The sequence below is a fragment of the Parageobacillus sp. NEAU-HV-2 genome, assembly GCF_059115485.1.
Map to the genome: position 1 here is coordinate 583,297 of NZ_JBXUJJ010000001.1, position 14,258 is coordinate 597,554.

Below are 14,258 nucleotides of genomic sequence, written 5' to 3' on the forward strand. Positions count from 1 at the left end.
AAAACCATGCTTGCATTTTTACTCACTATTAGTTTTCTTCTTCATGCGCTTTCTTTATGGATCATTATTTTGCTTTATTTGCGATTAGCCAAGGTAAAAGAAATGGAAAAGCAGCAGCAGCAAATGACGGAAGAGATCGAGCAAACATTTTCTGCCTATTTATTAGAATGGAAGGAAGAAAACGAACGCTTCTTAACAGAGCTGGCGGCAATATTGCCTAACCGCTCCCGGACGGATCATTTACCAAAAGACAGCGCCGAGCCGCAGGCAGAAGGCAATGAAACAACGGCGCCAAACGAAGAAACGGAACCGCTACCTAGCTATTTTCCAAACATCGATGAGATAAAAGACATTGTGGATATACGTCAACAGCCGGCTTCTTCCGCCGCCGATCGCGTTTGGCAACTTTACGGACAAGGAAAAACGGTGGAGGAAATTGCTAAAATTCTAAATAAAGGAAAGACAGAAGTGGAGTTATTGCTAAAATTCCGCCAAAAGTAGGCAAATAATTGCTTGATTTGTCACCGGCAGTTATGATATATTTTTACATGGTGTGAATACACACGTCCATCGATTTAAGCAACGGTGCTGACGTCGTCAGTCTTGCTTAAAGATGACATGGGCGGAGGAATAAAAACCAAAATATAGGAGGAGCCAACATGTCAGTCATTTCGATGAAGCAATTGCTTGAAGCTGGTGTTCATTTCGGACATCAAACTCGCCGTTGGAATCCAAAAATGAAAAAATATATTTTCACAGAACGCAACGGCATTTATATTATCGACTTGCAAAAAACCGTCAAAAAAGTAGAGGAAGCGTACAGCTTCGTTAAAGAGTTAGCGGCAAACGGCGGTAAAATTTTGTTTGTCGGCACGAAAAAACAAGCGCAAGAATCGGTGAAGGAAGAAGCGGAACGCTGCGGCATGTTCTATGTCAACCAACGCTGGCTAGGCGGTACGCTAACGAACTTCGCAACGATTCAAAAGCGCATTAAGCGTTTAAGAGAAATTGAAAAAATGGCGGAAGACGGCATCTTTGATGTGCTTCCGAAAAAAGAAGTCATCCGCTTAAAGAAAGAGCAAGAACGTTTAGAGAAATTTTTAGGCGGCATTAAAGACATGAAAGAATTGCCGGACGCTCTGTTTGTCATCGACCCGCGCAAAGAACGCATTGCAGTTGCGGAAGCGCGCAAATTAAACATTCCGATCATCGGCATCGTAGATACAAACTGCGATCCGGATGAAATCGACTATGTCATTCCAGCAAACGACGACGCGATTCGCGCAGTAAAACTTCTCACTTCGAAAATTGCCGACGCGGTGTTAGAGGCAAAACAAGGCGAAGAAGCAGTCGTTGCTGCTGAGTAATTTGGTTTAGAAAGGTGATAAGAGGGGAATGCCTTTTATCACCTTTTTTTGAGACAGAAAATCTCTCTTCTTGGCTATACTAACAAATACGGGAGAAAACAAAATTTGCTTTGCGAATTTTGTTTAAACGATACATACATGCGATTTTAAAGGAGGATTTATTTGATGGCAATTACAGCACAAATGGTAAAAGAACTGCGCGAAAAAACAGGCGCGGGAATGATGGACTGCAAAAAAGCATTGATGGAAACAAACGGCGATATGGACAAAGCGATCGATTGGCTTCGCGAGAAAGGAATCGCCAAAGCGGCGAAAAAAGCGGACCGCATTGCGGCGGAAGGCACGACGCTTATTGAAACAGATGGCAATACCGCTGTTATTTTAGAAGTGAACTCGGAAACAGATTTTGTGGCGAAAAACGAAGCGTTCCAAGCATTAGTAAAAGAACTTGCCGCCCACTTGCTAAAACATAAGCCGGCTACTTTGGAAGAAGCACTTGGGCAAACAATGGATAACGGATCTACCGTTCAAGACCATATTAACGAAGCGATTGCTAAAATTGGCGAAAAAATTACGTTGCGCCGCTTTGAAATTATGGAAAAAGGAGACAATGATGTTTTTGGTGCGTACTTGCACATGGGCGGCCGCATTGGCGTATTAACATTATTAGCGGGTACGACAAACCAAGAAGTGGCGAAAGACGTGGCTATGCATATCGCGGCATTGCATCCGAAATACGTTTCCCGCGACCAAGTGCCGCAAGAAGAAGTACAACATGAACGCGAAGTGTTGAAACAGCAAGCGCTAAATGAAGGAAAACCGGAACATATCGTAGAAAAAATGGTGGAAGGCCGCTTAAATAAATTTTATGAAGATGTTTGCTTGCTAGAACAAGCATTTGTAAAAAATCCAGATGTAAAAGTACGCCAATATGTTGAATCGAACGGTGCGACAGTAAAACAATTCGTCCGCTATGAAGTCGGCGAAGGCATTGAAAAACGTCAAGATAACTTTGCCGAAGAAGTAATGAACCAAGTAAGAAAGCAATGAAGCAAAGTAACAGGGAACACACACCGTGTTCCCTATTTTTAAAATGGCATATAGTGAGCCTGCCAGAAAATCGTTTTCAGTGATCACTGTTTTTTGCAATTAGCTGCGTGGAGGTTTGACATGGAAAAACCAAAATACAAGCGTATTGTCTTAAAGTTAAGCGGTGAAGCGCTAGCCGGCGAACAAGGATTTGGCATCAACCCTGCGATTATTCAGTCGATTGCCAAACAAGTAAAAGAAGTGGCTGAACTCGGCGTGGAAGTCGCTATTGTGGTCGGCGGCGGCAATATATGGCGCGGAAAAACGGGAAGCGAAATGGGAATGGATCGCGCTACCGCAGACTATATGGGAATGCTGGCGACGGTCATGAATTCACTGGCGTTGCAGGACAGCCTGGAAAATCTCGGAGTAGAAACGCGAGTGCAAACATCGATCGAGATGCGGCAAGTAGCTGAACCTTACATACGAAGAAGAGCGATTCGCCATCTCGAGAAAAAACGCGTTGTCATTTTTGCGGCTGGAACGGGAAATCCGTATTTTTCGACAGACACGACGGCGGCATTGCGCGCGGCGGAAATCGAAGCAGACGTCATTTTAATGGCCAAAAACAATGTGGACGGCGTATATAGCGCGGATCCAAAAATAGACGCCAACGCGGTGAAATATGACGAATTATCGTATTTAGATGTCATTAAACAAGGATTAGGCGTCATGGATTCTACCGCTTCGTCGCTATGCATGGACAACGATATTCCGTTGATCGTTTTTTCAATTACAGAAGAAGGAAATATTAAACGAGCGGTTTTAGGTGAAAATATCGGAACAATCGTAAGGGGGAAATAAAGATGGCTAAACAAGTAATCAATAACGCGAAAGAAAAAATGGATAAAGCGGTGCAGGCGTTTAGCCGTGAACTGGCGACGATTCGCGCCGGAAGAGCAAATCCAAGTTTGCTTGAAAAAGTGACGGTCGATTATTATGGAGTGGCGACGCCAATTAATCAATTAGCAAGCATCAGCGTACCGGAAGCCCGTTTGCTTGTCATCCAGCCTTATGACAAATCAGTGATTAAAGAAATGGAAAAAGCGATTTTAGCTTCCGATTTAGGGCTGACGCCATCTAACGATGGATCGGTGATTCGCATCGTCATTCCGCCATTGACCGAAGAACGGCGCCGCGAGTTGGTGAAGTTGGTGAAAAAATATTCCGAAGACGCCAAAGTTGCGGTGCGCAACATCCGCCGCGATGCGAACGACGAATTGAAAAAACTCGAGAAAAACGGCGAAATTACCGAAGATGAACTGCGTGGCTACACGGAAGATGTTCAAAAGCTTACCGACGATCATATCGCCAAAATTGATGCGATTACAAAAGAAAAAGAAAAAGAGGTAATGGAAGTATAATTGAACAAAGAAAACCCTCTATGTTTATGGAGGGTTTTTTTGTTATAATGAAGAAGCAAAAATAGACAGGAAAAGCAACGCAAACATTGTGGGTTGAGCACGCACTAGTCGCATAGTACAATAGTAAAATATTTTCATACCGGAGGACTAGTATGTTTAATAAAATTTGGAAAAATAAAGTGGGGGAATCTTTTTCTTCCACTAGCTACACAAAAGAAGAAATACTGCAAAATCCGATCCCGAAACATGTGGCCATCATTATGGACGGAAACGGGAGATGGGCGAAAAAACGAGCGTTGCCGCGAGCGGCGGGTCACTACGAAGGCATGCAAGTCGTTCGTAAAATCACCCGTTTTGCCAATGAACTCGGCATTCAAATATTAACGCTATATGCCTTTTCGACAGAAAATTGGAAGCGGCCGAAAAGTGAAGTGGATTATTTAATGAAGCTTCCGGAGCAGTTTTTAACGACATTTCTCCCTGAATTAATAGAGGAGAATGTAAAGGTGCAGGTCATCGGCCATACGGAACAGCTTCCCGAACATACCCGCAGGGCGGTGGAAAAAGCGATTCGCGAAACACAAGAAAATACCGGGTTAATCCTTAACTTTGCGTTAAACTACGGAAGCCGGGCGGAAATTACGTACGCGGTGCAGAGAATTGCCAAAGAAGTACAAAAAGGGGCCCTTGCACCGGAAGCAATTACAGAACAAATAATATCCTCTTACTTAATGACAAAAGAGCTTCCTGACCCCGATTTACTCATTCGCACAAGCGGTGAAATAAGGTTAAGCAATTTTATGCTGTGGCAGCTCGCTTATACAGAATTTTGGTTTACTGATGTCCTATGGCCGGACTTTACCGAGCAACATTTATTAGAAGCGATCGCCGTCTTTCAACAGCGTGATCGCCGATTTGGAGGAGTTTAAACGCGATGAAACAGCGAGTCATTACTGGAGTGATTGCCGCCGCTTTATTTTTACCGATTGTTATTTTTGGCGGACTTCCGTTTATAATAGTAACATATATATTAGCGACGGTCGGGCTGTTTGAATTATTGCTGATGAAGCGCCTGCGCGTCGTTTCTCCTGAAGGGATGGTCAGCTTTGCCGTTTTATGGCTGCTGCTTATTCCGCAGCAATATGAAAGCGGACTTGCGTCTTTTCATGTAACCAAACTGGGACTGCTGCTGTTGGGCACGTTCTTATTGCTTGTATATACGGTGGTGACGAAAAACGCCTTTACCTTTGATGAAGCAGGGTTTATTCTTTTATCCATCCTCTATGTGGGGTTCGGATTTTATTGCTTTAGCGAGATTCGTTCTATTGGTTTAGCGTATATCGTTTATGCCCTGTTTATCATATGGGCAACCGATATCGGGGCATATTTTATTGGGCGTGCCTTTGGAAAGCGGAAACTATGGCCGGAAATCAGCCCGAATAAGACGGTGGAAGGTTCTATCGGTGGAATCATTTGCGCCGTCGTTGTTGCCGTGATTTATCAATGGACAACCAATCTTTTTCATAGCATCGGTTTTGTCTTGTTGATGACGGTCGTTCTTTCCATCTTCGGACAATTGGGAGATTTAGTCGAATCCGCATTTAAGCGGCATTACGGCGTAAAAGATTCAGGAAATATTTTGCCGGGTCACGGCGGGATTTTAGATCGTTTTGACAGTTTATTATTTATTTTGCCGATTTTATATTTTTTCATTAGCGTGGCGCTATAAAGGGAGTTAGGAGTGAAGACATTGAAATATATTAGTATATTAGGGGCGAGCGGTTCGATCGGTACGCAGACGCTCGATATCATTCGTTCCCATCCCGATGAATTTCGTCTAGCGGCCGTTTCGATTGGAAAAAATGTCGATAAGGCGCGGGCAATGATTGAAGAGTTTGCTCCCCGTCTTGTTGCCGTCGCTGATCGGGATGCGTATGATAAACTGCGGAGCGAATACGCAGGCAAAATCAAAGTCATTTATGGGGAGGAAGGATTAATAGAAGCAGCCGTTTTTCCGGAAACGAATATCGTTGTAACGGCTGTTGTCGGAAGCGTTGGCCTCGTGCCGACGCTAAAGGCGATTGAAGCAGGCAAAACCATTGCACTCGCAAACAAAGAAACGCTTGTGACAGCAGGGCATATCGTGACGGAAGCGGCAAAAAAACGGGGAGTTCCTCTGCTGCCGGTTGACAGCGAACATTCCGCGATTTTCCAATGTTTGCAAGGGGAAAAACGAGAACAGGTGGAAAAAATTATTTTAACCGCGTCCGGCGGCAGCTTTCGCGATAAAACGAGAGAAGAGTTGAAGCATGTAACAGTGGAAGAAGCGCTCCGTCATCCCAATTGGTCGATGGGCGCAAAAGTTACGATTGACTCGGCAACGATGATGAATAAGGGACTGGAAGTCATTGAAGCGCATTGGCTTTTTGAACTGCCTTATGAGCAGATTGATGTATTGTTGCATCGCGAAAGCGTCATTCATTCGCTTGTTCAATTTCGTGATACAAGCGTCATCGCCCAGCTTGGCACACCGGATATGCACGTGCCGATTCAATACGCGCTGACCTATCCGGAACGCTTACCGCTAAATAGCACCAAACCGCTTGATTTGGCGCAAGTTGGCACCTTGCACTTTGAACGGATGGATTTGGAGCGTTTCCGTTGTTTGCGATTTGCGTATGAAGCAGGAAAGGCGGGTGGATCGCTGCCGACAGTATTAAATGCGGCCAATGAAGAAGCAGTTGCCGCTTTCCTAGCAGGCCGCATCGCATTTCTTGACATCGAAGCATATATCGAACGCGCCCTTGAGTGGCATGAACGGATCAAAGAACCATCGCTCGAGGAGATTCGTCAGATAGATGCGGAAACGCGCAAATACGTCCAGTCACTACTATAAAAAAGGTGGTTGAAACATTGGAGACGATTATTGCATTTGTTGTTATTTTCGGTGCGCTTGTCTTTTTCCATGAGCTTGGCCATTTAATTTTCGCGAAGCGGGCAGGAATTTTATGCCGGGAGTTTGCTATCGGTTTCGGACCAAAAGTATTTTCCTTTAAGAAAAACGAAACGGTCTATACCATTCGCCTGCTTCCGTTAGGCGGTTTTGTCCGCATGGCTGGCGAAGACCCGGAAACGGTGGAAGTAAAACCAGGGCAAGTGGTTGGCTTGGAGCTCGACCGTAAAGGCAACGTCGATAAAATTATTATCAACCATAAGGACGACTATCCAAATGCGAGAATTATTGAAGTAGAGGATGCGGATTTAGAGCACCGCATGTATATTACCGGCTATGTGGACGGGAACGAGGATCGGTTGGAACGATTTGCCGTGAACGAGCCTGCTTTCTTTGTCGTTGATCATCAAGAAATTCAAATCGCTCCTTATCACCGCCAATTTGTGGCAAAGACATTAGGGCAGCGGGCGATGACGATTTTCGCGGGGCCGTTGATGAACTTTGTGCTCGCCTTTGCCGTGTTTTTGATCATTGGTTTGTTGCAAGGATATCCGGTTGACAAACCGATCATCGGGGAACTGACAGAAAAAGGCGCTGCGAAGGACGCCGGCCTCCGGCAGGGAGATGTCGTGCTTTCGATTGACGGCGAGCCGGTCAAAACATGGACGCAAATCGTCAATATTATCCGCGCCCATCCAGAAGAGAAACTGTTGTTTAAAATACAGCGAGATGGAAAAGTAATGGATATTGCGGTAACCCCTGAAGCCAAAACGGTGCAGGGGGAAACCATTGGTTTAATCGGCGTGTACGGACCGATGGAAAAATCAGTGTTCGGTTCATTAAAACAAGGCACGTTGGAAACGTACTACTGGACGAAAGAAATTCTTGTCGGCCTCGGACAGCTAATCACCGGTCAGTTTAAGCTTGATATGCTGTCAGGACCGGTCGGCATTGCTGTTTCGACTGGAAAGGTCGCGGAGTCGGGAATTTATTATTTAATGAAATGGGGAGCGATTTTAAGCATCAACCTTGGCATCGTCAACTTGCTACCGCTTCCTGCGCTCGATGGCGGCCGCCTGCTCTTTTTCGCCATTGAAGCGCTGCGCGGCGAGCCGATTGACCGTCAAAAAGAAGGAATGGTTCATTTTATCGGCTTTGCTCTCCTTATGTTGTTAATGCTTGTCGTTACATGGAATGATATTCAAAAATTTTTCCTATAAAATGGTCGGAAAGAAGGGCATGTTCTCCCTTCTTTCCGGAAAACAAAAGAGATAGAGAAAAAGAGGTGTGTGAAGATGAGACAAAGTCAGTCGTTTATTCCAACTTTGCGAGAAGTGCCAGCAGACGCAGAAGTAAAAAGCCATCAGCTTCTTTTGCGCGCTGGATTTATCCGGCAAAGCGCCAGCGGCGTATATACGTTTTTGCCGCTTGGGCAGCGCGTGCTGCAAAAAGTAGAAGCGATTATCCGCGAAGAAATGAACCGCGCCGGAGCAATCGAATTGCTCATGCCGGCATTGCAGCCAGCGGAATTATGGCAGCAGTCCGGGCGCTGGTATTCGTATGGTCCGGAGCTGATGCGCCTGAAGGACCGCCATGAACGCGATTTTGCGCTTGGACCGACACATGAAGAAATGATTACGGTGCTCGTGCGCGATGAAGTGAAAACATATAAGCGTCTTCCGCTGACGCTTTATCAAATTCAAGTAAAATTCCGCGATGAAAAACGCCCGCGCTTTGGGCTGTTGCGCGGCCGCGAATTTATTATGAAAGATGCCTATTCGTTCCATACATCGCAAGAAAGTTTAGATGAAACGTACAATAAAATGTATGAAGCGTATTCCAATATTTTTCGGCGCTGCGGATTGAATTTCCGCGCCGTCATTGCCGACTCGGGAGCGATCGGCGGAAAAGATACGCATGAATTTATGGTATTATCGGAAATCGGTGAAGATACGATTGCCTATTCCGACGCTTCTGATTACGCGGCAAATATCGAAATGGCGCCTGTTATTACTACATATGAAAAAAGCGATGAGCCGCTTCGCGATTTGGAAAAAGTGCATACGCCGGGACAAAAAACAATAGAAGAAGTGACTTCCTATTTACAGGTGACGCCAGAAAAGTGCATTAAGTCATTGCTCTTTAAAGTAGACGACCGCTACGTACTCGTGCTTGTCCGCGGTGACCATGAGGCGAATGACGTCAAAGTGAAAAACTTATTTGACGCCTCGGTCGTAGAATTGGCAACACCGGAAGAAACGAAACAAGTGATGAACTGTGAAATCGGCTCGCTTGGCCCAATCGGGGTGGGAGATGCGGTTACCGTTGTTGCTGATCACGCAGTAAAAGCAATCGTCAATGGCGTATGCGGGGCAAATGAGGAAGGATATCATTATGTCGGGGTGAACCCTGAACGTGATTTCACTGTCGCGCAATATGCTGATTTGCGCTTTATTCAGGAAGGGGACCCATCTCCGGATGGAAAAGGAACGATCCGCTTTGCCCGCGGAATCGAGGTCGGCCATGTCTTTAAATTAGGGACAAAATATAGTGAAGCGATGAATGCGGTTTACTTGGACGAAAATGGGCGTTCGCAAACGATGATTATGGGCTGCTATGGTATCGGCGTTTCGCGGCTCATGGCGGCGATTGCCGAACAGTTTGCCGACGAAAATGGTCTTGTCTGGCCAGCGGCGGTAGCACCGTTTGACGTTCACCTTATTTCGGTCAATGCCAAAAATGACGAGCAGCGCCAGCTTGCCGACGAATGGTACGAAAAGCTCGGACAAGCCGGCTTTGAAGTATTATATGATGACCGTCCGGAGCGCGCCGGCGTCAAATTTGCCGATAGCGATTTAATTGGTATTCCGATTCGCGTAACGGTTGGAAAACGGGCGAGTGAAGGAATCGTTGAAGTAAAAGTGCGGCAAACGGGCGAAGCGATGGAAGTATCGGTGAATGAACTCATTGATACGATCCGCCGCCTACTTAAATAACAAACGAGAGAAACGGACAAGGGCTGGGCTGGTGAAAAGTAGAAAAGATACTTTTCCGACAGCCCTTTTGTTATGATAGAGAGAGAGGCAATTTTGTTGAGAGGAGAAAGGATCGACGTCATGTTAACGAACGAGCAAAAAGAACGGTTTCAAGTATTGTTGCAGCAACTGCAATTGACGTCTGACGAATTTGTACCTTATTTCCGCGAAGCAGGTATTCTCAAACTAGTAGTGGAGAAGGAACAAAAATGCTGGCATTTTTATTTCCAGCTCCCGAAAATTTTGCCATGCCAAGTGTATGAGCTGTTTACGAAGAAATTAGTTCAGGCGTTTCATCATATCGCAAACGTAAAATATACGATTCAAACGGTAGATTCGCACTTTACGGAAACGGATGTCCACGGCTATTGGCAGCTCTGCCTAAAGGAATTGCAAGAAGGAGTTTCCCCGCTATTATCGTGGCTTTACGACCAAAATCCAATGGTAAAAGGAAATAAACTATTCGTTACCGTCCGCAATGATGCTGAAGCGCTCGCGGTAAAACGTCGCTTTGCGAAAAGAATAGCGGAAGTATATCAGTCGTTTGGTTTTCCGCTGTTGCAGCTTGAAACGGAAGTCAAGCAGCCAGAAAAAGAGATGGAGCAATTTTTAGCGCAAAAGCAGCAAGAAGATGCCGAGCGCGCTTTAGCAGCGCTCGCAGAGATGACGAAAGAGGCGAATGCTGAACGGGCGGATACGCCGGCAGGTCCGCTTGTGATCGGCTATCCAATTAGAGAGGAGGAAATCCGCACGCTAGACAGCATCGTCGAAGAAGAGCGGCGCGTCGTCGTGCAAGGATATGTCTTTGACGTAGAAATGAGCGAACTAAAAAGTGGGCGGACATTATTAACGCTAAAAATTACCGATTACACAAACTCTATATTAGTGAAAATGTTTTCCCGTGATAAGGAAGATGCCGAACTGATGGCCGATGTCAAAAAAGGCATGTGGGTAAAAGTGAGGGGAAGCGTGCAAAACGATACGTTCGTCCGCGATCTTGTCATCATCGCCAATGATATAAACGAAATAAAAGCAAGAGAGCGGCAAGATACGGCGCCGGAAGGAGAAAAGCGGGTGGAGCTTCACTTGCATACGCCGATGAGCCAAATGGATGCCGTCACGTCCGTGACAAAACTGATCGAACAGGCAAAAAAATGGGGCCATCCGGCGATCGCCGTGACTGATCACGCTGTTGTCCAATCCTTTCCGGAAGCATACAGCGCCGCGAAAAAATACGATATGAAAGTGTTATACGGCGTGGAGGCAAACATTGTCGATGACGGCGTGCCGATCGCTTACAATGAGGTGCACCGCTTGCTTTCGGAGGACACGTACGTCGTTTTTGACGTGGAAACGACGGGGCTGTCGGCCGTCTATAACACGATTATCGAGCTTGCCGCTGTGAAAGTAAAAGATGGCGAAATTATCGATCGGTTTACTTCTTTCGCCAATCCGCATCATCCGCTGTCCATTACGACGATTGAGCTGACAGGCATCACCGATGAGATGCTCAAAGACGCTCCAGATGTGGAAGACGTGCTGCGCCGCTTTTATGACTGGATCGGCGAAAGCACCCTTGTCGCTCATAATGCCAGCTTCGATATCGGCTTTTTGAACGTCGGTTTTTCGAAAATCGGCCTTGGCAAAGTGACCAATCCAGTGATCGATACGCTCGAATTAGCGCGCTTTTTATATCCGGACTTGAAAAACCACCGTCTCAACACGCTTTGTAAAAAGTTTGATATTGAATTGACCCAGCACCACCGCGCCATTTACGACGCGGAAGCAACCGGATATTTGTTGATGCGGCTTTTGAAAGACGCCGAGGAGCGCGGCATTTTATACCATGACGAGTTAAACGAGCGCTCGAAAGAAGAAACATCGTATCGGCTGTCGCGGCCGTTCCATGTCACGCTTCTTGCTCAAAATGATGTCGGTTTGAAAAATTTATTTAAGCTCGTTTCATTATCGCATGTCAAATATTTCTATCGTGTTCCCCGCATTCCGCGTTCGGTGTTGCAGCAGCACCGCGAAGGCATTTTAGTCGGCTCGGGCTGCGACAAAGGCGAAGTGTTTGACAACATGATCCAAAAAGCGCCGGAAGAGGTCGAGGAAATCGCCAAATTTTACGATTTTCTTGAAGTGCATCCGCCCGAAGTGTATAAGCCTCTCATTGAAATGGATTACGTCAAAGACGAAAACATGATTAAAGAAATTATTCGCAAAATCGTCCTGCTTGGCGAAAAATTAAATATCCCGGTCGTCGCCACCGGCAATGTGCATTATTTACATCCGGAAGATAAAATTTACCGCAAAATTTTAATTCATTCCCAAGGCGGGGCCAATCCACTCAACCGTTATGAGCTGCCGGATGTCTATTTCCGCACGACCGATGAGATGCTTGAGTGTTTCGCTTTTTTAGGAGAAGAAAAGGCAAAAGAAATTGTTGTGACCAATCCGCAAAAAGTCGCTGATTTGATCGGCGAAGTGAAACCGATTAAAGATAAGCTGTATACGCCGCGCATTGAAGGGGCGGAAGAGGAAATCCGCGAAATGAGCTATCGCCGCGCCAAAGAAATTTACGGCGATCCGCTGCCGAAAATTGTCGAAGAGCGGCTGGAAAAAGAATTGAAAAGCATCATCGGGCACGGGTTTGCCGTCATTTATCTCATTTCCCATAAGCTCGTGAAAAAGTCGCTTGATGACGGCTACCTTGTCGGTTCGCGCGGGTCGGTCGGCTCCTCGTTTGTGGCGACGATGACGGAAATTACCGAAGTCAACCCGCTGCCGCCGCATTACGTCTGCCCGAACTGCAAGCACTCCGAATTTTTCAATGACGGCTCAGTCGGCTCCGGATTTGACTTGCCGGATAAAAACTGTCCGCAATGCGGGACGAAGTATAAGAAAGACGGGCATGATATTCCGTTTGAAACGTTCCTTGGCTTTAAAGGAGACAAAGTCCCAGATATCGATTTGAACTTCTCCGGCGAATACCAGCCGCGCGCCCATAACTATACGAAAGTGCTGTTCGGGGAAGATAACGTATACCGCGCGGGAACGATCGGCACGGTCGCCGATAAAACGGCGTACGGTTTTGTTAAAGGGTATGCAGGCGATTTAAACTTGCAGCTGCGCGGGGCGGAAATCGACCGTCTTGCCGCGGGGTGCACCGGAGTAAAACGGACGACAGGGCAGCATCCAGGTGGCATTATCGTTGTTCCTGATTATATGGAAATTTATGACTTCACGCCGATTCAATATCCAGCCGATGATACAAGTTCCGAATGGCGCACGACGCATTTTGACTTCCATTCGATTCATGACAATCTTCTGAAGCTTGATATTCTCGGACACGATGATCCGACGGTCATCCGCATGCTCCAAGATTTAAGCGGCATCGATCCAAAAACGATTCCGACAGATGACCCTGAGGTAATGAAAATTTTCAGCAGCACCGAATCGCTCGGTGTCACGCCGGAACAAATTATGTGCAACGTCGGCACGATTGGTATTCCAGAGTTCGGAACGCGCTTTGTCCGGCAGATGCTTGAAGAAACGAAGCCAAAAACCTTTTCCGAGCTTGTGCAAATTTCCGGTCTTTCTCACGGCACGGACGTCTGGCTCGGCAACGCGCAAGAATTAATCCAAAACGGCACGTGCACGCTTTCTGAGGTGATCGGCTGTCGCGACGATATTATGGTTTATTTGATTTACCGCGGGCTCGAGCCGTCGCTTGCCTTCAAAATCATGGAATCGGTGCGGAAAGGAAAAGGGCTGACGCCGGAGTTCGAGGAAGAAATGCGCAAGCACGATGTGCCGGAGTGGTATATTGAATCATGCAAAAAAATTAAGTATATGTTCCCGAAAGCGCACGCTGCCGCATACGTGTTAATGGCGGTCCGCATCGCTTATTTTAAAGTGCACCATCCGCTTTTATACTATGCGTCGTATTTTACCGTCCGCGCGGAAGATTTTGATTTGGACGCGATGATCAAAGGCTCTGCCGCCATTCGCAAGCGCATTGAAGAAATCAATGCGAAAGGGCTCAATGCGACGGCGAAGGAAAAAAGCTTGCTGACGGTGCTAGAGGTCGCTTTAGAAATGTGTGAACGCGGCTTCTCCTTTAAAAATATTGATCTTTACCGTTCGCAGGCGACCGAATTTGTCATTGACGGCAATTCGCTTATTCCGCCGTTTAACGCGATCCCAGGCCTTGGCACGAACGTAGCGCTCAACATCGTGCGTGCCCGCGAAGAAGGGGAGTTTTTATCGAAAGAAGATTTGCAGCAGCGCGGAAAACTTTCAAAAACGCTCATCGAATATTTAGAGAGCCGCGGTTGCCTCGATTCGCTACCAGATCATAATCAGCTTTCCTTATTTTGATTTGGCTGCTGTCACCCCCGCGGTTTCTGCCGGCGCCCAAATTCGTGGGTAAACAAGGCTTAATTCC

The 14,258-nt window shown here is 46.5% G+C and carries 11 protein-coding genes; all 11 read left to right on the forward strand.

Annotation, left to right across the window (positions count from 1 at the left end):
* Positions 1 to 6 precede the first annotated feature (6 nt).
* A complete protein-coding gene (locus AC1WMD_RS03185) occupies positions 7 to 501 on the forward strand; it encodes a hypothetical protein (RefSeq protein WP_494255938.1) in 495 nt (164 codons plus the stop codon).
* A 158-nt stretch (positions 502 to 659) separates the two neighbouring features.
* Positions 660 to 1,367 (forward strand): 30S ribosomal protein S2, encoded by a 708-nt coding sequence (rpsB, locus tag AC1WMD_RS03190; RefSeq protein ID WP_043904137.1) that lies wholly within the window; start codon positions 660 to 662, stop codon positions 1,365 to 1,367.
* Between the two features lie 165 nt (positions 1,368 to 1,532).
* Positions 1,533 to 2,417, forward strand: coding sequence for a translation elongation factor Ts (tsf, locus tag AC1WMD_RS03195; RefSeq protein ID WP_043904138.1), 885 nt, complete (start codon positions 1,533 to 1,535; stop codon positions 2,415 to 2,417).
* Positions 2,418 to 2,537: 120 nt separating this feature from the next.
* The gene (pyrH, locus tag AC1WMD_RS03200) at positions 2,538 to 3,260 is read left to right on the forward strand and encodes a UMP kinase (protein ID WP_043904139.1); all 723 of its coding nucleotides are present in this window, start codon (positions 2,538 to 2,540) and stop codon (positions 3,258 to 3,260) included.
* 2 nt (positions 3,261 to 3,262) lie between these two features.
* Entirely contained in the window at positions 3,263 to 3,820 is a 558-nt protein-coding gene (gene frr, locus AC1WMD_RS03205; RefSeq protein ID WP_043904140.1) for a ribosome recycling factor, read from the forward strand.
* A gap of 152 nt (positions 3,821 to 3,972) precedes the next feature.
* Positions 3,973 to 4,749, forward strand: a complete 777-nt coding sequence (uppS, locus tag AC1WMD_RS03210; protein ID WP_043904141.1) for an undecaprenyl pyrophosphate synthase — start codon at positions 3,973 to 3,975, stop codon at positions 4,747 to 4,749.
* Between the two features lie 5 nt (positions 4,750 to 4,754).
* Positions 4,755 to 5,549 carry a phosphatidate cytidylyltransferase gene (locus AC1WMD_RS03215; RefSeq protein WP_043904142.1) on the forward strand — a complete coding sequence of 265 codons (795 nt, stop codon included), beginning with the start codon at positions 4,755 to 4,757 and terminating at the stop codon, positions 5,547 to 5,549.
* A gap of 21 nt (positions 5,550 to 5,570) precedes the next feature.
* The gene (locus tag AC1WMD_RS03220) at positions 5,571 to 6,716 is read left to right on the forward strand and encodes a 1-deoxy-D-xylulose-5-phosphate reductoisomerase (RefSeq protein WP_494255972.1); all 1,146 of its coding nucleotides are present in this window, start codon (positions 5,571 to 5,573) and stop codon (positions 6,714 to 6,716) included.
* Between the two features lie 17 nt (positions 6,717 to 6,733).
* Entirely contained in the window at positions 6,734 to 7,993 is a 1,260-nt protein-coding gene (gene rseP, locus AC1WMD_RS03225; RefSeq protein WP_043904144.1) for an RIP metalloprotease RseP, read from the forward strand.
* 75 nt (positions 7,994 to 8,068) lie between these two features.
* Positions 8,069 to 9,769 (forward strand): proline--tRNA ligase, encoded by a 1,701-nt coding sequence (locus AC1WMD_RS03230; RefSeq protein WP_043904145.1) that lies wholly within the window; start codon positions 8,069 to 8,071, stop codon positions 9,767 to 9,769.
* Between the two features lie 120 nt (positions 9,770 to 9,889).
* A complete protein-coding gene (locus AC1WMD_RS03235; protein ID WP_494255973.1) occupies positions 9,890 to 14,191 on the forward strand; it encodes a PolC-type DNA polymerase III in 4,302 nt (1,433 codons plus the stop codon).
* Positions 14,192 to 14,258: the final 67 nt, after the last annotated feature.

Excerpts from the sequence above, each read along its gene's own strand:
- AC1WMD_RS03215 (WP_043904142.1), top strand. The coding sequence starts at position 4,755 with ATGAAACAGCGAGTCATTACTGGAGTGATTGCCGCCGCTTTATTTTTA.
- tsf (WP_043904138.1), top strand. The coding sequence starts at position 1,533 with ATGGCAATTACAGCACAAATGGTAAAAGAACTGCGCGAAAAAACAGGC.
- AC1WMD_RS03185 (WP_494255938.1), top strand. The coding sequence starts at position 7 with ATGCTTGCATTTTTACTCACTATTAGTTTTCTTCTTCATGCGCTTTCT.
- AC1WMD_RS03230 (WP_043904145.1), top strand. The coding sequence starts at position 8,069 with ATGAGACAAAGTCAGTCGTTTATTCCAACTTTGCGAGAAGTGCCAGCA.
- rpsB (WP_043904137.1), top strand. The coding sequence starts at position 660 with ATGTCAGTCATTTCGATGAAGCAATTGCTTGAAGCTGGTGTTCATTTC.
- uppS (WP_043904141.1), top strand. The coding sequence starts at position 3,973 with ATGTTTAATAAAATTTGGAAAAATAAAGTGGGGGAATCTTTTTCTTCC.
- AC1WMD_RS03235 (WP_494255973.1), top strand. The coding sequence starts at position 9,890 with ATGTTAACGAACGAGCAAAAAGAACGGTTTCAAGTATTGTTGCAGCAA.
- frr (WP_043904140.1), top strand. The coding sequence starts at position 3,263 with ATGGCTAAACAAGTAATCAATAACGCGAAAGAAAAAATGGATAAAGCG.
- pyrH (WP_043904139.1), top strand. The coding sequence starts at position 2,538 with ATGGAAAAACCAAAATACAAGCGTATTGTCTTAAAGTTAAGCGGTGAA.